This is a genomic window from Campylobacter avium LMG 24591 (assembly GCF_002238335.1).
Taxonomy (GTDB): Bacteria; Campylobacterota; Campylobacteria; order Campylobacterales; family Campylobacteraceae; genus Campylobacter_D; species Campylobacter_D avium.
In genome coordinates this window covers 1,661,110-1,679,024 of sequence record NZ_CP022347.1, presented here as the reverse complement: position 1 = coordinate 1,679,024, position 17,915 = coordinate 1,661,110, and the positions used below count along the sequence as shown (strand labels likewise).

Here is a 17,915-nt window from a genome sequence, read left to right as displayed (position 1 = left end):
GGGCAAAAAACTTTGTTTTATCTTGCAATAAGGCTTCATTATAAGTTTTTAAATCTCTTTTTTGTTTTTTATCCTTGCACTTTTTAAAAGACTTTTAATAGGAGTGCTTAAATTTAAAGAGCAAAGCGGAGAAGCTAGTATGATATTATCATAAGTGCTTAAGTCAAAAGATATCCTCAAGTACAACATCGGCTTTTTCTCCTTGTTCTTTTCTAGCTCTTATTAGAATTTCATCATAATCCTTAGGATAGAGATTAAGGGTGAATTCTATACACATCAGCCTTTATAGCTCTTGCTATATACTGGGCTAAAATATGGGTATTAAGCGTTTTGGAATAATACAGCAAAGCATTTTGAAACTTATCTTTAGCCACGGTTTTTGTTTAGCTAAAAACAAAGATAGCTTTATAAATTCTATACGATTTAACACAAGTTATTATAAATCCGCTTTATACTCATTTAGCCACTTAACCATAGCAGGGTCTCTGTGGTCGAAAAATAAGGACTTTTTATCGTCTAAACTTGCCATTGTTTGCATATCCTTAGCATCTAGTGTAAAATCAAATACCGAGAAATTCTCTAACATTCTTTCCTTTCTGGTAGTTTTAGGAATTACTGCTATCTCTCTTTGTATGAGCCATCTTAGTATAACTTGAGCTACTGTTTTGTTGTATTTTTTTCCAATTTTAGCTATGGTTGGATTGCTAAACATATTGTTTTTTCCCTCTCCAAATGAAGCCCAAGACTGCATAGCTACATTGTATTCTTTCATAAGTTTTTGCATTTGAAATTGAGCGTGTAAAGGATTGCATTCGATTTGATTTAGAGCCGGTTTTATTTCGTTGTTTAAGCAAAAATCCACCAATCTATCATCATAAAAATTACTTACTCCAATGGCTCTTATTTTTTTATCTTTGTAGAGCTTACTCATAGTTCGCCACGCTCCATAAACATCATTAAATGGTTGGTGTATCAAATAAAGGTCTATATAGTCTAAGCCAAGCTTTTTTAAAGAATTATCAAAGGCTTTTTTTGCTTTTGTTTCATTTGTATAACTTACCCATAACTTTGTAGTTACAAAGATTTCTTCCCTTTTTATGCCACTTGCTTTTATGGCAGCACCTACGCCCTCTTCGTTAAAATACGACTGTGCTGTATCTATAAGCCTGTATCCCACTTCTAAGGCATCTTCTACACATCTTTGAGTTTCTTTAGCGTCTATTTGATAGACTCCATAGCCTAAGATAGGCATTTTAACGCCGTTGTTTAGAGTTATAGTTTGCATGGTATTTCCTTTGTTATTATTTTTTGCTACGAGTGGATTAAAAGCAGCCATTCCTGCACCTAAACTAACTGCATAAGCTAGTGTTTTTGCACTATGTTTTAAAAAGCTTCGTCTTGAGTTGTTAGCAAAGTTTTTTGAGTGCTTTATATCTTGCATTTTTCTCCTTTGCAGAAAATTTGCATTATTATAAGAGCTAACACCTACTGTCTGTCAAGAGAAAATTGCAAAAAATTTAATTTTTATCCTTGTAGTATTTTTCTCCCCAAGCGTTAAGGGAATCTAGGATTGGTATTAAAGACTGTCCCTTTGTGGATAGTGAGTATTCTACCTTTGGTGGAATTTGAGGGTATTCTTTTCTTTGTATTAGCTTGTCGTTTTCAAGCTCTTTAAGTGCATTGCTTAAACTTTTAAAAGAAATTGAACCCATATATCTTTTAAGCTCGTTATAGCGAACTGTTTTGAAATGAAACAAGGCGTATAAAATTCCCATCTTATACTTTCCGCCTATTAAAGAAAGAGTGTAGGAAAATGGCGAACCTTGTATATTTTCTGCCTTTATGCAAGATAGCTCTTTTTTCATATATCTTTCCTTGTAGTAAGTATCTAACTTTATTTTCCGTATTGAACTTTCTAGCATTGTATCAGAAATATTTTTTATTTTAAGGAGTTATTATGGTTTTTACCTTTGAAGAAAGCTTACAGCAAAGATTTGCCTGCAAGGCTTTTACAGACAAAGAGATACAAAAAGACGACCTAGACTTCATCTTAGAGGCAGGCCGCTTGGCACCTAGTTCTTGCGGCTTTGAGCCTTGGAAATTTGTGGTTCTTAGCAAAAAAGAAGATAATGAGGCCCTAAGCAAGCTTTGTTTTAATCAAGAAAATGTCGCCACCGCAAGCCATAACATCATCATCTTAGCAAGAACTGATTTGCAAGCTAAGGATGAGTATGCGAGAAAGCAGGTTGCGAGATTTTGCAGTCCCAATGTAGATAAAGACAAATTTCAGCAGGTGTTAAATTCTTATACCGGAGCCACAAATGCCATGAATGAGGAGCAGCTTTACGCTTATGCTAATAATCAATGCCACCTAGCCCTTATGCAAATGGCGACTGCTGCTATGGTAAAGGGCATTGATTCTTGTATGATAGGAGGCTTTGAAAAGGCCAAGGTTGATGAGTATCTAAGGCTGAATTACCCTTTTCAAACCGCAGTTATCTTAAGTCTTGGATACAGAAAAAATGAGCCAAAATACAAAAAACAAAGACTTAAAATAGAAGAAGTGGTTGAGTATAGATAAGCTTTTGCCTGGTTTTACTAGGCAAAATTAAAATTTTAAAAACCAAGGCAAATGCAAAATTTAAACTCTTAAATGTATTTCTTTGCTTTCTAATGCTCTTAGTTCTTAATACAAATTCCAAGAATGCCCAAGCACGTTCAGTAAAAAAATTTTAAAAAATTCTCTCTTTCCTCTTGACTTAGACTAAGTCTCAGCCTTTATAATAGTCTTTTAAATTTATTTTAAAGGATTAATATGAAAGCTATATTAAAGGTCTTTCTTTTAAGCTTATTTTTTATAGGAGGTGTGGCCATGGCTGGGGACAAAGCTTGGGACAAGGTTTTCGCAAAAAGTGATGAGGTAAATGTGCAAAAGGTTAAATTTAAAAACCGCTACGGCATTACATTGGTGGGCGATTTGTATATACCTAAAAATGCAAAGGGTAAAATGCCTGCCATCGCTATAAGCGGACCATTTGGAGCTGTTAAAGAACAAGCTTCAGGGCTGTATGCTCAAAGTCTAGCAAAGCAAGGCTTCATCACCTTAGCCTTTGATGCGTCTTATACGGGCGAAAGCGAAGGAAAACCTAGAAATGTGGCCTCGCCGGACATAAATACAGAGGATTTTTCAGCCGCTGTTGATTTTTTGAGCACTCATAAAATGGTGGATGAAAATAAGATAGGAATTTTAGGAATTTGTGGTTTTGGAGGCTTTGCCTTAAATGCTGCTGCTATGGATACTAGGGTAAGAGCAACTGTCACTTCAACTATGTATGATATGAGCAGGGTTAATGCTAATGGCTATAATGATAGTGCTAACAACGCAAAGGATAGGCAAAAATTAAAAGAAAGCTTAAATAAGCAAAGAACGCAAGATTTTAAAAAAGGCACCTATGCTAAGGCAGCCGGTTTGCCTGATAAACTAAGCGGAAATGAGCCAAAATTCATACAAGATTATTATAATTATTACAAAACACCAAGAGGCTTTCATAAACGTTCTATAAATTCAAATGGCAATTGGAACGCGACCTCAGCCCTTTCTTTCATAAACATGCCTATCTTAGCATATAGTAACGAAATACTAAATCCTGTGCTTGTCATACACGGAGAAAAGGCACACAGCAGGTATTTTAGCGAGGATGCTTTTAAAAATTTAAAGGGTAAGAATAAAGAGCTCTTGATAGTAAAAGATGCTTCTCATGTGGATTTGTATGATAATTTAGATAAAATTCCTTTTGCAAAAATATCTGAATTTTTCAAGCAAAATTTGAACTAAAAGCCTTTTTAAATGCAAATTTGGCTAAATTTAGACAAATACTTAAAGGACAGTGTTGAAGCAAAGTATCAAGGATAAAAAGGCTGAATTTTTGCATTCTCTTAAGGGCAAAAGCCTAGCTTATAAACGTTACGCAAAAAGCCCCTTGCGTTATGGCGGAGGCAAAAGCTTGGCTGTTGGGCTTATAATCGAACAATTTCCAGATGATTTGCAAAGAATAATCAGTCCTTTTATGGGCGGCGGAAGCGTAGAAATCGCTGCTAGTTTAGAATTAGGGCTTGAGGTTAGAGCCTTTGATATCTTTGATATTTTAGTGAATTTTTGGCAGGTTTTGCTAAAAGATTCCAAGGCACTTTTTGATAGCTTAAAAGACTTAGAGCCAAGCAAAGAAACTTACGCAAAGATTAAAGATGAGCTGAAGTTGTTTTGGAACGAAAGGCAGAAAAACCCCGCAAACAAACCGCAAATAAAGCTAAGTCCTTTAGAGCTTGCAAGAGATTATTATTTTAATTTTAATTTGAGTTATGGGCCTGGATTTTTGGGTTGGCTAAGTAAAATTTATGAGGACAAAAAAGACGTTTATTTAAAGGCTTTGCAAAAGATAAAAAATTTTGATAACCCAAATTTACATGTGGAATGCACCAGCTTTGAAGCTGTTTTTGAAAAATACCCAAATGACTTTTTTTACCTTGATCCGCCTTATTTTTTAGAAGGAAATTCAAAGATGTTTAAAGGAATTTATCCTATGCGAAATTTCGCCATTCATCACAATGGCTTTAACCACGAGCTTTTGGCAAGGCTTTTGAAAGAGCACAAGGGCAGATTTATCTTAAGCTATAATGACTGTGAATTTGTGCGAGAGGCTTACAAGGATTTTAAAATTTTAGAGCCAAAATGGCAATACACAATGGGACAAGGTGAAATTAGGATAGGCAAAAACAGGGTAAAAAGGGGCGATGATACTAATACAAAAGTTTCGCACGAGCTTTTAATCATAAAGGATTAATTCTACCAGGCAAAAAGTCTAAAAAAAATCCAAAAAGCCCTTGACTTAGACCTACTCTCATCCTTTATACTTTTAAAAATTTCAAATTAGGATTTAGTATGCGTATCTTATTTATTGCGGCTTTTCTAGCTTGTTTTATTTTTGCAAAGGAGGCAAATATGGTGTTTTTAGAATATAAGACTCAGGGCGCGGATGTTAAAATTCAAGTTGAGTTAGATGGTAATCAAGCAAGCAAGGAATTTTTAGCACAACTACCGCTGGAGCTAGAATTTAGCGATTATGCGAACAAAGAAAAAATAGCTCATCTTCCTAAGGCCTTAACTGTTAAAAATACCCCAGACTACGACCCGCAAATTGGGGATTTGTTTTATTTTTCGCCTTGGGGGAATATCGGCATTTTTTATGGCAAGCAGCCACCTTATAAGGGGCTAGTGTATCTTGGAAAGCTTGTTAATGCTAAGGATTTGCAAAGCTTAAGGTCTATTAAGGGTAATTTTAAGCTAAAGATTACAAGATAGCTTTATAGCTTTGCTTTTGCTAAATCTAAGCTTTAGAAGAGATTTTACGCAAGTGTTTAAAAAGATTGCTTTGTTTTTCTTATATTAAAAATTATTTTGCTAAAATTTACACATAAATTTAAAAGGTAATTAAATGAAAAGTAAAATTTTAGGCATTTTTATCGCAGCCTTGTTGTTTGCCGCGTGTTCTACTTATAACACCTTAGACAGCAGCAAAGAATACGCTTTTGTGGTGGATGAAAATCAAAGCACAATGCTTAAAAATCCAGAATTTGGAAAAACTAGAATTTATGTTTATAGAAAGGACACCGCCCAGTCTTTTAACATAGGTTATTTGAGGCCTTTTGATATAAAAATCGAGTACGCAAACAAAAAAAGCGAAATTCTAGCAAGCTCTAGAATGCACAGTGCCTATTTTAAGGATATTGAAGTTGATTCAAACGAGAGTATTACTTTATCTGCAAAGCTAGATAAATACTTTTCTCTAAGCTTTACCCCTAAGAAAAATGTTATTTACTGCCTTCAAAGCGAGATTTTGCAAGATGATATGCAACTTGATTCTACGAGCTTTGTTGCTTTGCCGGTCTTTACCTTGGTTGAGAAAGATGAGTGCTTGTTTATGATGAAAAAAATGAATAAAATTCAAGGCTATAACTAAGCCCCTATAAGCTCTCTAATGATAAGCTGGGGCGTTAAAAGCCCTCTAAATTCATTTTTTGAGATACTAGCTACAAAGCTTATCTTTGAATTTAGCTCCACATCTTTATCGAAGTTGAAAAACAGCGCTTCCACCATTTTATTTTTATCTTGCAGGATAAGTTTTAGGTGCTGTTCTTTATCGCCCATAGTCTTTTTATGCTTGACATGTAAGTCTTTAAAGATAAAAAAAGGCTTTGGATTTTTATATCCAAATGGCTCAAAATGTTCTAGAATTTTAAGTATCTCAAAATCCACATCAAAGGCGCTTAGCTCGCCTAAAATGTCGTCATTGCATATAAAAGCACGGTGTGGAATTTTCTTACATTCTAAATTTATAAGCTCTTTAAAGCTTTCGTAGTTTTTGTCCTCCAAACAAAGCCCGGCAGCTCCTTTGTGTCCGCCAAAATTACTCAGCAAATTTTCAGCTGTTTTTATAAGTTCTAAAATATCCACAGTGCCAACAGAGCGTGCAGAGCCCTTGATATTGCCCTCATTTTTGCTAAAAACAAAACTAGGTTTGTTAAAATGCTTAGCAAGCCTTGAGGCCACTATGCCTAAAACGCCCTCATGCCAATCCTCTTTAAAAACCACAACGCAAGAGTCCTTATCATCACTTTGCATTAAGGCCTCGTTGAAAAGCTTGTTTTCCTCATCTTTTCGAAGCTCGTTAAAATTCTCTATCTTGCTTAACAGCTCTTTTGCCTCTGTGCTTTTTTTGCTTTTTAAAAACTCATAAGAAAGAGTGGCATCGTCCATTCTGCCCGCTGAATTTAAGAGTGGAGCTATCAAAAAACTTATGTTTTCAAGCTCAAATTTTTGCTTTTGGTACTGTTCTTTTAAAACCCTAAAGGCTGTTCTTTGGGATTTGTTTATGTATTCTATGCCGCTTTTAACCAAGGCTCTGTTTAAGTCCCTTAACTCCATCATATCAGCTATGATGGCTATGGTTAGAATGTCTAAGAATTTAGACATGTCGTATTTTAATTTACAAATTTGTTTTAAGGCCGCAACCAAATACCACACAACCTGAGCACCGCAAATTTCAATATCTGGGAATTTGCAATCCGCTTGCTTTGGATTTACTATAGCAAAGGCTTGTGGCAGAATTTTAGGCGGGCAGTGATGGTCTGTGATGATTAAGTCTATGCCCTTTTGCAAACAAAGCTGTGCGGCTTCAAAAGCTGATATGCCATTATCTACTGTTATGATTAAGGATACATCCTCAAGTTCTTCTATTATGTTTTGGTTTAAACCGTAGCCGTCTTTGAAGCGATTTGGAATTTTGACCACATAATCAAAGGCTATATCATCGAAAAATTCGCTAAGTATAACGCAAGAAATCACGCCATCAACATCGTAATCGCCAACTATCGCAACTTTTTCATTTTGCTCAATGGCCTCTTTTATCCTATTAGCAGCCTTGTAAATATCTTTTAAGCAAGAGGGCATAGGCAAATCGGCCAAATTTTTATGCAAATCCTCCTTGAAGCGAGACGATAAAATCTCTTTTATTTTCTCCTTATCAAGCATTGTCATAATTACAAGCTGCCTTTATGAAAGCTAGGATGACGGGGTTTACCTCAACTAATCTAGAGCTAAATTCAGGGTGAAACTGCACTCCTAAAAAAAATGGGTGTTTTTCAAGCTCAACAGCTTCTATCAAGCCGTCATTTTCGCCGCTTACTACAAGGGAGTGTTTTTCAAAATCTTCTTTGTATTTTACATTCGCTTCGTATCTGTGGCGATGTCTTTCATGAACAACTGTTTTTCCAGCATAAACCTTGGATAAAAGCGAATTTGGCTTTATCTTGCACTCATAAGCCCCAAGCCTCATAGTGCCACCTAAAGGGCTTTTTTTGGTGCGAAGCTGTTTTTTGCCATTTGTATCTATAAATTCATCTATAAGATAAATGATAGGGTTTTTGCATTTTTCATCAAATTCCATAGAATTTGCATCTTCTAATTTCAAAACATTTCTTGCAAATTCTATCAAGGCAAGCTGCATGCCAAGGCAAATTCCTAGAAAAGGAATTTTATTTTCTCTTGCGTACTGTATAGCCTTTATCTTGCCCTCAACCCCTCTACTTCCAAAGCCTCCGGGCACTAAAATCGCACTGACATCCTTAAGCTCATCCTCTACATCCTCAAGCTTTTCGCTATCAATCCACTTTAAATTTATCCTAGTATCAAGTGCAGCACCAGCGTGGATAATGGCCTCGGTAAGGCTTTTGTAGCTTTCTTTTAAGTCTATGTATTTTCCAACAAAGGCTATGCTAAGTTCATTTTGCGGAGCAATCACTCTTTTAACCAAAGAATCCCAAATTTGCATATTTGGCTTTAAATTTTTTAGCTCAAGCAAGGAAGCGATAGCCTTTAGTATGTCTTGCTTTAAGAAATTCAAAGGAATTTGATAAATGCTTGTTGCGTCAACGCTTTCTATCACGCAGCTTCTATCCACGCCGCAAGATATAGCTATCTTATCTTTTAAATCCCTATCTAAAGCCTTTTCGCTCCTGCAAATAATCATATCAGGGCTTATGCCTATGCGGCGAAGCTCGCCAACGCTGTGCTGAGTGGGCTTTGTCTTAAGCTCGCCGGCTGCTTTGATGAAAGGAACTAAGGTTAGGTGGATATTCATAGCATTTGCCTTGCCAAGCTCAAGTTTTAGGGCTCTAATGGCTTCTAAAAAGGGCAAACCCTCTATGTCGCCGACCGTTCCTCCAATTTCTACTATCAAAATATCTTGATTTGTCGCAGCTTGTTTTATACGCTCTTTTATCTCATCTACAATGTGCGGTATTACTTGTATGGTTTTTCCAAGGTATTTTCCTATACGCTCTTTTTCTATGACTGCTTGATAAACCTTGCCTGTGGTGAAGTTATTAAGCTGGCTTAAATCCTCATCTAAAAATCTCTCATAATGTCCTAAGTCAAGGTCAGTTTCAGCCCCGTCCTTTGTAACAAAAACTTCGCCGTGTTCAAAAGGGCTCATAGTGCCTGGGTCTACATTGATGTAAGGGTCAGCCTTTAAAATGCTCACTTTCAAACCTGAATTTTTTAACAAAGTTCCAATAGACGCAGCCGCTATCCCTTTGCCCAAAGAGCTCAAAACTCCCCCTGTGACAAAGATGTATTTTGTTTGTTTCATTAAATTTAACCTTATTTTTTCTCTAATTATATAAAAATTTATTTTAAAATGTGTAAAATTAAGCAAAATAAAAAAGGACGAAAGATGCAAATCACCTTGCTTTCTTACACAAATTTAGCAGTTTGCTCACACGCTATAAGAACTTGCTGGCAAAGCTTTGAAAAGGGCGATAATGGCGGTGAGATAGATAAAGAATTGATAGACAGGGTAGGCAATAAATTCAAACACGCTTCCACGCTAGAGCATTTAAACTACAGCTTTTACATACAAGGAATTTCAAGGGCTTGCTTGCAAGAATTAGCAAGGCACCGCCACGCAAGCCTAAGCGTAAAAAGCACCAGATACACCTTAAAAGAATTAAGAAATGAAGAGGAATTTAAGAGCATAAACAAAAATTCGCAAAAATATTTGGTGATGAGCGGAAATGAAATGGTGGATTTGGCAAGCGTTAAGGCACTTGAGAATTTAAGGCTTATACTTAAGGAGGGAATTTCGCTTGACATAGCTAAATACTGCCTGCCAGAAAGCTACAAAACCGAGCTTACTTGGAGCATAAATGCTAGAGCCTTGCAAAATTTCTTACATCTAAGAAGCTCAAAATCAGCCCTTTGGGAGATAAGAGAGCTTGCAAAGGCTATTTTTGCAGCCTTGCCTAAGGAGCATAGCTTTATATTTGAGGATTTTATGGCTAAGGAATAAACTTTAGCCAAATTCTTAAGCTAAATTTATAGTAAAACACGCAAAAACTCACTTCAAAGCCTTGTCAAAAGATGGATTTGCGTTTATTGGCTTTGATGTAAGTGTTTTTACTATTAAGTATCTTTGCTAAATTTTCAAAATCTAAATTCAACTACAAAGAAAAAGTCTTATATAAATATATTTTTAATGATATTTGTACAAAACTAAACAAAAATACAACAAATATTTAACAACTATTTCTAAAAGTAACATTTTTCCTAAATTCTACTTTTTATTTTTAAAATTTATGCTTGATTTATCGCTTGAGTGTTACTGTTTGTATAGATAAGCTATTTGATGAGCTCTAGAGTAGCTTTATCTTAAATTATTATTGTAAGAAAGGAGAAACAATGGGAATAAAAGGTTTTGCAATGCTTGGCATTGGTAAGGTTGGCATTATAGAAAAGGAACACTTAGAAGAAGTAACCACTGGCAAAAAGCTAGAAATGGGACCACTTGATGCTATAGTTAGACCATTAGCAGTTGCTCCTTGCACTTCAGATCTTCATACTTGCTATGAAGGCGGTATAGGCGAAAGAACAAATATGTTTTTGGGACACGAAGCAGTCGGCGAGGTCATAGAGGTTGGCAAACATGTCAAGGATTTTAAGGTCGGCGATAAGGTAGTCGTGCCTGCTATCACTCCAAATTGGAATTCTATAAATGCTCAAAGAGGCTTTGCACAACACAGCGGCGGTGCTCTTTCGGGTTGGAAATTCTCAAATTTTAAAGACGGGGTTTTTGCAGAGCAATTTCACGTAAATGAGATAGATGGCAATGTCGCACTACTGCCAGAGGGCGTTGATCCTATAGAGGCTGTTATGCTTTGCGATATGGTAACTACAGGCTTTCACTGCGCTGAAAATGCGAATATAAAACCGGGCGAAACCGTGGCTGTTATAGGGCTTGGACCTGTTGGGCTGATGTGTTGTGCGGGTGCTAACCTAATGGGTGCTAGTGAAATTTATGCTGTGGATTGCGTTGATTTTCGCTATGAGGTGGCAAACAAGCATTATGGTGCTACTCATTATGTAAATTTCACAAAGGGCAAATTCCAAGATCAAATCAACGAGCTTACCAAAGGTAGAGGCGTGGATAAGATCTTAGTAGCTGGAGGACATCTAGGCACTATGGGCGAGGCTTGCGAATGCTTGGTAAATGGCGGTATAGTTTCAAATGTTAATTATCTTGGTGCAGGAGAAAACATAACCATACCTAGAATCGCTTGGAATGTTGGTATGGGACACAAAACTATCAAGGGTGGCTTAACTCCGGGCGGTAGATACAGAATGGAAAAATTAGCAAGACTTTTACAAACCAAAAAGCTTGATGTAAAGCCTATCATCACTCACAAACTTGAAGGCGGACTTGAAGCCATAGAAAAGTCTTTGGATATGATGAAAAATAAACCTGAAGGGCTTATCAAACCTGCAGTTAAGCTAAGTTGGTAATAAAAGGCTAGAAAATTCTAGCCTTTTTTCTAAAAGAAAGCTTTTAAGCCTTTGATTTTTACAAGCCACTTAAATTCCACAAGTTTTTTTAGATAAGAAGCTATTTTACCCTCCACTTTTGTGCTGCCTATCACGCCTATGGCGTAATCATTTCCTAAAGGACAAAGCAAATTAGGATTAGTGTGAAATCTAAAAAGCGTGCAGCCTATTTTTTCATCAGTATAGGTATTTTCTTTGTGTATGTTTTTCTTAGATTCTGATTCGCTTTTTATAAAATCTTTATTTTTAGGCATAGATTCCACCGCATAAAAAATATCTAAAAGGCTTATGTCCTTAGCACTTTTAGCAAGTTTTACTCCCTTGCTGCCACGAAAAACAGAAATAAGCCCGGCACTTTTTAGCAAGGCTAAAATATTTCGCACTATCACACTATTTATACCTACAGATTGTGCTAATACCTCGCCAGTTACTTTTTTGCAGTGTTTTTATCTCTGTGTTTATTAAATTCAGAATCTTGGTTAAAAAACTCCACACACAGACATATATGAATGGCTATGCTAAACCTTGAGGGAATCTGCATTGATTTTCCTTAATAATAATTATAAGATTATAACAAAATTCTTAATATTACATTTGAAGCAGGATAAAAATTCTTAAGTCTTGTAAGTAAATTTAATGTATAATTGCGAGAAATCGAATATGCTATAACGTCACGGAGTTGAGAGAGAAATAATATAATAAAGGAAGGCTACATTATGGAAGCAAAGGCAACAAAACTCTTAAAACTTATAGGACAGTCTGAGGATCTTCAATTTGTAATCCCTGTGTATCAAAGAATGTATAGCTGGGATATAAGACATTGTAAGCAGTTGTTAGAAGATATTTTAAAGGTGGGAGAAAGCAAGAGATATGCCCATTTTATAGGTTCAATTGTTTATGTTGCTGATGGCGTGTATGGGACAAACAATAGTTTGCTTGTGATTGATGGCCAACAAAGACTGACAACCATCACCTTGCTCTTGATAGCATTAAGAGATTGTTTGGAGAATAGGGAGATTTTAGAAAAGTTTTCTTACAAAAAAATACATAATCGTTATCTTATTAATAGCGATGAAGTAGGAGAAAAACAATATAGACTTGTATTATCAGAAAACGACAAAGACACACTTATTGCCCTTGTGGATAAAGATAAAATACCCCCAAAGGAAGCTTCAATAAAAATACAAGAAAATTTTCATTTTTTCCAACAAGAGCTTCAAAAACTGCAAGATGACGACAGAAAACTAGAAGTTGTATGTAGGGGCATAGAAAAACTTATGATTATCTGTGTGTCTTTAGAGAGAGATAAAGATAATCCGCAACTTATTTTTGAATCTATGAATTCAACGGGCAAAGATTTATCACAAGCAGATTTAATTCGCAATTACATTTTAATGGGCTTGGAGCCAAAATTACAAACAAGGCTTTATGAAAAATATTGGTATGCTATGGAGCAGGATTTTGGACAAGAAAACTATGAAAGAATGTTTAATGCTTTTGTGAGGCATTATCTCACTATTAAAACTGGAGACATTCCCAATATTAATAAAGTGTATGAATTCTTTAAAGAATATCATCAAGATAACAATATAGAAATAGAAATATTATTGCAAGATATGAAAAAATATTGTGAATATTTTTGTGCTATAGCTTTAAAGAAAGAGCAAGATTGTGAACTTAAAAATGCCTTTCGTAATTTATTGGAATTACAAAATGATACAACATATCCTTTGCTTCTAACACTTTATGAGGATTATGCTACCGATAAGCTTTCTAAAGATGATTTCAAAGAAATTGTATCTCTTATAGAAAGCTATATCTTTAGACGTGCGATATGTGAGATTCCTACAAATTCTTTAAACAAAACCTTTGCTTCTTTTGCAAAATTTATTGATAAAAATGCTTATCTCCAAAGCGTGAAAGCACACTTTTTGCTTTTGAAGTCTTACACAAGATTCCCAAGCAATGAAGAATTTAAAAATGCTTTAGAAGACAAGAATATCTATCATTTTAGCAAAAAAAGTTATTTGCTTACAAGATTAGAAAACTATAAACGCAAAGAAAAAATCTCAACCAATGAATACACCATAGAACATATAATGCCGCAAAATCCTAATCTCTCAAAAGAATGGCAAAGGGATTTAGGAGAAAACTATAAAGAAATTCAAGAAAAATATCTGCATACACTGGGTAATTTAACGCTTACAGGCTATAACTCGGAATACAAAGATAAGCCTTTCAAAGAAAAAAGAGATATGCAAGGAGGTTTTAAGCAAAGTCCGCTTAAGCTAAATGATGGGCTTAGAGGTTTGCAGACATGGAATCAAGAAACAATAGAAAAAAGAGCAGAGGATTTAGCCAATAAGGCTTTAGAAATCTGGGCTATGCCGACACTAGAACAAGCACTACTAGATTCTTATAAACAAGAGATGCAAAATAAAAGCAAAAAGGAATATAGTCTAGAAAATTATAACTTTAGCCAAACAACAAAAGAAATTTTCAAAGCATTACATAAAGATATTGTAGCTCTTGATGAAAACATTACACAATCTTATACAAAACTATATATTGCTTATAAGTTAGAAACAAATATTGTAGATATTGTTCCACAAAAGAGTAAGCTAAAGCTCTATCTTAATATCCCATTTAATGAGTTAATAGATGAAAAAAGAATGGCTAGAAATGTTGCTAATATCGGCTCGTGGGGCAATGGTGATGTGGAGGTAAGCATAGAATCAGCACAAGATATTGCTTATTGTTTGGGGCTTATAAGACAGGCGTTAGAAAGACAGCTGTGAGAAATAAGTCAGAATATATAATGAATATTTGTAATATTAAATATGAGATATAATATTAACTAGGAAATTTCCATATAATTTTATTAAATGAAGTATTATAAACCCTAGCATATTAAAAAATAACGGTTAGAATTATTATAAATGTGATTTTTCCTTAACAACCTGCACAAAAAGCTCGTAAAAGCATTTATTTACATTTAAAAATAAGCACAAAAAATACAAATACAGCCACACGCACGACAATATTCAATACTATATAGCCTCCACTTGCTAAAATACCTCCTACACTTAAGGAAGCGATTAAGTTTGCTAAAAAGGTGGCTAGGGCATTTAGCTCTTGAAGTTTGAGTTTAAAAGGAGAGTTAATGGCATTTATCAAAAAAGTCCCTCCATTAAAAGAAAAACACCAAGCAATGCCAACGAGCACTAAAGAAAGCCAAAAGCCTAAGAAGTCTTGACTTGTAAAGCCTATCATCACTCACAAACTTGAAGGCGGACTTGAAGCCATAGAAAAGTCTTTGGATATGATGAAAAATAAACCTGAAGGGCTTATCAAACCTGCAGTTAAGCTAAGTTGGTAATAAAAGGCTAGAGAATTCTAGCCTTTTCTCTAAAAGAAAGCTTTTAAGCCTTTGATTTTTACAAGCCATTTAAATTCCACAAGTTTTTTTAGATAAGAAGCTATTTTACCTTCTACTTTTGTGCTGCCTATCACGCCTATGGCGTAATCATTTCCTAAAGAACAAATCGTAGCCTTGCTTTTGTATGAAAATCTTTCTTGCGTGTTAAAATTACTGTTAAAAACTTTAGCTAGATATTTTCCTTCTTCGTTTGCCAACTGTGCTGTTGGAGGGAAAAATCTACCATCAGGAGCTTTTAAAGCGGCACAGTCTCCTATAATGAAGATATTTTTCATTTCTTTTTCTTGATTGCTAGGATTTAAAAACTCATCAACTTCTACCTTGCTTCGTTGAGATTTGAAAAAAGGCGAATTTTGGATGACTTCATTGCCTTTAACCCCTGCTGTCCAAAGGATTATATCTGCTTTGATTTTTTCTTCTTTGTCATTATTTTGTATGATAACCCCGTCTTTTTCGCATTGTAAAATTTTAGAGGAGAGGTAAAACTCAACGCCCAAATCCTCTAGGTATTTCTTAGCTTTTAAAGAAAGTGTTTCCTCAAACATAGGTAAGATGATAGGCATGGCTTCTACGCATTTTATCTTGAAATTTTTATACAGTTTTTTTAAGTCCTTTGCTAAATTTCCAACCAATTCTATACCGCTAAAACCACCACCGCAGACTACTATTTCTAGGTTATCGCCGTGGTTTTTGATTTGTTCGTGAATTTTTAAGCTGTTTGTAAAATCAACCATGCTAAAAGCGTATTCCTTAACACCCGGGATTTTAAAGTCATCACTGCTAAAACCAAGACCCACAACAAGCATATCATACTTATAATTTCCTTTTTTGCCCAAGACCTCGTTTTCTTTGATTTCTTTTATCTCATCTTGTATGAAAGAAAAATTTTTAGGCAAAATTTCATCAAAAGAAATGCTTACATTTTTTCCAGAGCTTACCGCTTCGTGCAATAAAACGCTTTGATAGTGATGATTTTCTTTAGAAATTAGGGTAAAGTCATATTCTGCGACTTTGTTATTATCTAAGCTTTTTAAAAAGGATAAAGTCGCATATCCACCGCCTAGCAATAAAACCTTTTTCACTTTAACTCCTTTAGTTTTTTACAAAATAATAGCAAAAAATGACATTAAATAAAGCATTATTGCTATTTTTATTTTATTTTTGCAAAATTTTTTCACAAAATTTGTTTTTCTTTTTTTTGAATTATAATCATAAGATAAATCAAATTTATATGAAATACATACTTGCTTTTATAGCCTTATTTTTTGGTGCTTGTTGCCTGTGCAGACAAAGAAATTTGTTGATATGAGTTCTTACAAGTATGCCTTTGTAGAGCAAATACAAACGCTGTCTGGTGGCGTGGGTTCTGTCAATACAAATGATAGACACAAATACTAAAGAGCCTTTATTTACCTGTTCTGCTGAGGGCATAGGCAACACAGAAGTAGATGATATAAGACAGGCCATTACTAGATGTTTAAGTGAATTTTAGCCCTACATTTACTCTTAGCCAAATTCTTGCTAAGAGTAAGTTTATATCTAAATTTTTGTTACTTTTTGACACATAAAAAATTAATTTACACATAAAAACATAAAAATCGTTTTTTTTTTTTTGTATTTTGTATATTTTTCTTGTAGAATAAATTCAAGTTGCAACGATAACAAAATAAGGAGAATTTATGAGACACTCTTGGTCTAGCACTCTTACTTATGTCTTAGTAACCGCAGGTGCGACGATAGGCTTTGGAGCTACTTGGCGTTTTCCTTACCTTGTGGGTGAAAACGGCGGCGGAGCTTATGTCATAGTTTTTATCATCGCTATGTTTGTCATAGGCATACCAATGATTTTGGTTGAAAACGTCATCGGAAGGCGTGCCTCTGTAAATGCTCTTGATGCTTATGATCCTAAGTATCAAAGGAAAAATTTTTCTAAATTTTGGAAAATCGTGGGCTATACGGGGCTTTTAGGAGCTTATGGAATTATCGCTTATTATATGGTTTTAGGTGGCTGGGTGCTTACTTATATCTTTAACATTTTAAGCGGCAACTTAGACATCTCAAGCCCTATAGATAAAGAAATCACGCAGAGTTTTTATAGTGAAAATATAGAATATAGTCCCTTGATGATTACCTTTTACACCTTAATCTTTGTTGTGCTTAATTATATAGTGCTAATTAGAGGGCTTAGTGAGGGCTTGGAAAAAGCGATGAAGTTTTTAATGCCTTTACTCATGCTTTGCTTAATAGGTGTTGTTATAAGAAATTTAACGCTTGAGGGAGCTAGCGAAGGGATTAAATTTTATCTTTATCCTGATTTTTCTAAGATAAATGCAAAGCTGTTTATAGCGGTTTTAGGACAGGTTTTCTTTGCACTTTCTTTGGGCTTTGCTGTTATGATAACACTTTCATCTTTTTTGGATAAGAAGGAGAATATGGTAAAAACAGCCCTGCTAACTGCTATGATAAATACTGTTATAGCTATCTTGGCCGGTTTTATGATTTTTCCTTCTTTATTTACCTTTGGTCTTGAGCCTGATTCTGGTCCTAGATTAGTCTTTGAGGTTTTGCCAATAGTCTTTTCTAAGATGCACTTTGGCTCTGTTGTGGCACTTGCGTTTTTCGTGCTTTTGCTAACCGCAGCCTTTACCACATCTATCACGCTTTATGAGCCTTTAATTACCGTAGCGCAAGAAAAGCTTAAATTTAGTAGAAAAAAGGCTACTTTTTGGGTTTTATTTCTTACATTTATTTTGGGAAATTTGCCTTGTATCTTAGCTTACGGTCCTTTAAGGGATGTGAGAATTTTAGATAAAAATATCTTTGATGCCTTTGATTTTATAAGCGGGAATATCTTTTTTGTATTAACTGCCTTAGGAGCGGCTATCTTTGTAGGCTGGGTTTTAAAAGATGAAGCTAAAAAAGAGCTTAGCCAAGGCTTTACTAATAAAACTGTGATTGATATTTGGTTTTATTATGTCAAATTTATCGTGCCTATTGTGATTTTAATAGTATTTTACAATGGAATTTTTACATAAAGGAGAG

General features: G+C 34.9%; 17 protein-coding genes. 9 read left to right on the top strand and 8 right to left on the bottom strand.

Annotation, left to right across the window (positions count from 1 at the left end; translation table 11 throughout):
• Positions 1-48: 48 nt before the first annotated feature.
• From CAV_RS08950 to CAV_RS08505, 3 genes are all read right to left on the bottom strand, one after another.
• Positions 49-189, bottom strand: a complete 141-nt coding sequence (locus CAV_RS08950; RefSeq protein WP_157676360.1) for a hypothetical protein — start codon at positions 187-189, stop codon at positions 49-51.
• A gap of 247 nt (positions 190-436) precedes the next feature.
• The gene (locus CAV_RS08510) at positions 437-1,441 is read right to left on the bottom strand and encodes an aldo/keto reductase (protein WP_315968359.1); all 1,005 of its coding nucleotides are present in this window, start codon (positions 1,439-1,441) and stop codon (positions 437-439) included.
• Positions 1,442-1,517: 76 nt separating this feature from the next.
• Complete coding sequence (locus CAV_RS08505; protein WP_094324411.1) at positions 1,518-1,865, bottom strand: winged helix-turn-helix transcriptional regulator; 348 nt, start codon at positions 1,863-1,865, stop codon at positions 1,518-1,520.
• Between the two features lie 92 nt (positions 1,866-1,957).
• On the opposite strand from CAV_RS08505, the gene CAV_RS08500 reads away from it, so the two are divergent.
• The 5 genes from CAV_RS08500 (at position 1,958) to CAV_RS08480 (ending at position 6,017) form a co-directional block, all read left to right on the top strand.
• Positions 1,958-2,581, top strand: a complete 624-nt coding sequence (locus tag CAV_RS08500) for an NAD(P)H-dependent oxidoreductase (RefSeq protein ID WP_094324410.1) — start codon at positions 1,958-1,960, stop codon at positions 2,579-2,581.
• Positions 2,582-2,815: 234 nt separating this feature from the next.
• Positions 2,816-3,835, top strand: coding sequence for an alpha/beta hydrolase (locus CAV_RS08495; protein WP_094324409.1), 1,020 nt, complete (start codon positions 2,816-2,818; stop codon positions 3,833-3,835).
• Between the two features lie 55 nt (positions 3,836-3,890).
• A complete protein-coding gene (locus CAV_RS08490) occupies positions 3,891-4,841 on the top strand; it encodes a DNA adenine methylase (RefSeq protein WP_245807408.1) in 951 nt (316 codons plus the stop codon).
• Positions 4,842-4,939: 98 nt separating this feature from the next.
• Positions 4,940-5,359 (top strand): cyclophilin-like fold protein, encoded by a 420-nt coding sequence (locus CAV_RS08485; protein WP_148131201.1) that lies wholly within the window; start codon positions 4,940-4,942, stop codon positions 5,357-5,359.
• Between the two features lie 133 nt (positions 5,360-5,492).
• Positions 5,493-6,017 (top strand): hypothetical protein, encoded by a 525-nt coding sequence (locus CAV_RS08480; protein WP_094324408.1) that lies wholly within the window; start codon positions 5,493-5,495, stop codon positions 6,015-6,017.
• Here the strand turns inward: CAV_RS08480 and recJ are convergent.
• Both recJ and CAV_RS08470 read right to left on the bottom strand, forming a co-directional pair.
• Positions 6,014-7,594 carry a single-stranded-DNA-specific exonuclease RecJ gene (recJ, locus tag CAV_RS08475; protein ID WP_094324407.1) on the bottom strand — a complete coding sequence of 527 codons (1,581 nt, stop codon included), beginning with the start codon at positions 7,592-7,594 and terminating at the stop codon, positions 6,014-6,016. The two genes, CAV_RS08480 and recJ, sit on opposite strands and share 4 nt — an antisense overlap.
• The gene (locus tag CAV_RS08470) at positions 7,581-9,206 is read right to left on the bottom strand and encodes a CTP synthase (RefSeq protein ID WP_094324484.1); all 1,626 of its coding nucleotides are present in this window, start codon (positions 9,204-9,206) and stop codon (positions 7,581-7,583) included. The genes recJ and CAV_RS08470 overlap by 14 nt, the downstream gene beginning before the upstream one ends.
• A gap of 84 nt (positions 9,207-9,290) precedes the next feature.
• Between CAV_RS08470 and thyX the strand changes: the two genes are divergently transcribed.
• Both thyX and CAV_RS08460 read left to right on the top strand, forming a co-directional pair.
• Positions 9,291-9,905: an FAD-dependent thymidylate synthase gene (gene thyX / locus CAV_RS08465; protein ID WP_094324406.1), complete on the top strand. Its 615-nt coding sequence runs from the start codon at positions 9,291-9,293 to the stop codon at positions 9,903-9,905.
• A gap of 389 nt (positions 9,906-10,294) precedes the next feature.
• The gene (locus CAV_RS08460) at positions 10,295-11,395 is read left to right on the top strand and encodes an NAD(P)-dependent alcohol dehydrogenase (protein ID WP_094324405.1); all 1,101 of its coding nucleotides are present in this window, start codon (positions 10,295-10,297) and stop codon (positions 11,393-11,395) included.
• Positions 11,396-11,424: 29 nt separating this feature from the next.
• On the opposite strand, the gene CAV_RS08455 is transcribed toward CAV_RS08460, so the two are convergent.
• A complete protein-coding gene (locus CAV_RS08455) occupies positions 11,425-11,823 on the bottom strand; it encodes an Rrf2 family transcriptional regulator (protein WP_245807407.1) in 399 nt (132 codons plus the stop codon).
• 327 nt (positions 11,824-12,150) lie between these two features.
• Here CAV_RS08455 and CAV_RS08450 point away from each other — a divergent pair, with 327 nt between their 5' ends.
• Complete coding sequence (locus CAV_RS08450) at positions 12,151-14,232, top strand: DUF262 and DUF1524 domain-containing protein (RefSeq protein ID WP_094324403.1); 2,082 nt, start codon at positions 12,151-12,153, stop codon at positions 14,230-14,232.
• 187 nt (positions 14,233-14,419) lie between these two features.
• Here CAV_RS08450 and CAV_RS08445 read toward each other — a convergent pair whose 3' ends face one another.
• Positions 14,420-14,707 (bottom strand): hypothetical protein, encoded by a 288-nt coding sequence (locus tag CAV_RS08445; protein WP_094324402.1) that lies wholly within the window; start codon positions 14,705-14,707, stop codon positions 14,420-14,422.
• A gap of 135 nt (positions 14,708-14,842) precedes the next feature.
• Entirely contained in the window at positions 14,843-15,955 is a 1,113-nt protein-coding gene (locus CAV_RS08440) for an NAD(P)/FAD-dependent oxidoreductase (RefSeq protein WP_094324401.1), read from the bottom strand.
• 597 nt (positions 15,956-16,552) lie between these two features.
• Between CAV_RS08440 and CAV_RS08430 the strand changes: the two genes are divergently transcribed.
• Complete coding sequence (locus CAV_RS08430) at positions 16,553-17,908, top strand: sodium-dependent transporter (protein ID WP_094324399.1); 1,356 nt, start codon at positions 16,553-16,555, stop codon at positions 17,906-17,908.
• The last annotated feature ends 7 nt before the right edge of the window (positions 17,909-17,915 follow it).

Bases quoted from the DNA above. Each gene is read 5' to 3' on its own strand.
- CAV_RS08430 (WP_094324399.1), top strand. From the start codon at position 16,553: ATGAGACACTCTTGGTCTAGCACTCTTACTTATGTCTTAGTAACCGCA.
- CAV_RS08450 (WP_094324403.1), top strand. From the start codon at position 12,151: ATGGAAGCAAAGGCAACAAAACTCTTAAAACTTATAGGACAGTCTGAG.
- recJ (WP_094324407.1), bottom strand. From the start codon at position 7,594: ATGACAATGCTTGATAAGGAGAAAATAAAAGAGATTTTATCGTCTCGC.
- CAV_RS08950 (WP_157676360.1), bottom strand. From the start codon at position 189: ATGTTGTACTTGAGGATATCTTTTGACTTAAGCACTTATGATAATATC.
- CAV_RS08495 (WP_094324409.1), top strand. From the start codon at position 2,816: ATGAAAGCTATATTAAAGGTCTTTCTTTTAAGCTTATTTTTTATAGGA.
- CAV_RS08485 (WP_148131201.1), top strand. From the start codon at position 4,940: ATGCGTATCTTATTTATTGCGGCTTTTCTAGCTTGTTTTATTTTTGCA.
- CAV_RS08460 (WP_094324405.1), top strand. From the start codon at position 10,295: ATGGGAATAAAAGGTTTTGCAATGCTTGGCATTGGTAAGGTTGGCATT.
- CAV_RS08500 (WP_094324410.1), top strand. From the start codon at position 1,958: ATGGTTTTTACCTTTGAAGAAAGCTTACAGCAAAGATTTGCCTGCAAG.
- thyX (WP_094324406.1), top strand. From the start codon at position 9,291: ATGCAAATCACCTTGCTTTCTTACACAAATTTAGCAGTTTGCTCACAC.
- CAV_RS08470 (WP_094324484.1), bottom strand. From the start codon at position 9,206: ATGAAACAAACAAAATACATCTTTGTCACAGGGGGAGTTTTGAGCTCT.
- CAV_RS08510 (WP_315968359.1), bottom strand. From the start codon at position 1,441: ATGCAAGATATAAAGCACTCAAAAAACTTTGCTAACAACTCAAGACGA.
- CAV_RS08445 (WP_094324402.1), bottom strand. From the start codon at position 14,707: ATGATAGGCTTTACAAGTCAAGACTTCTTAGGCTTTTGGCTTTCTTTA.
- CAV_RS08480 (WP_094324408.1), top strand. From the start codon at position 5,493: ATGAAAAGTAAAATTTTAGGCATTTTTATCGCAGCCTTGTTGTTTGCC.
- CAV_RS08505 (WP_094324411.1), bottom strand. From the start codon at position 1,865: ATGAAAAAAGAGCTATCTTGCATAAAGGCAGAAAATATACAAGGTTCG.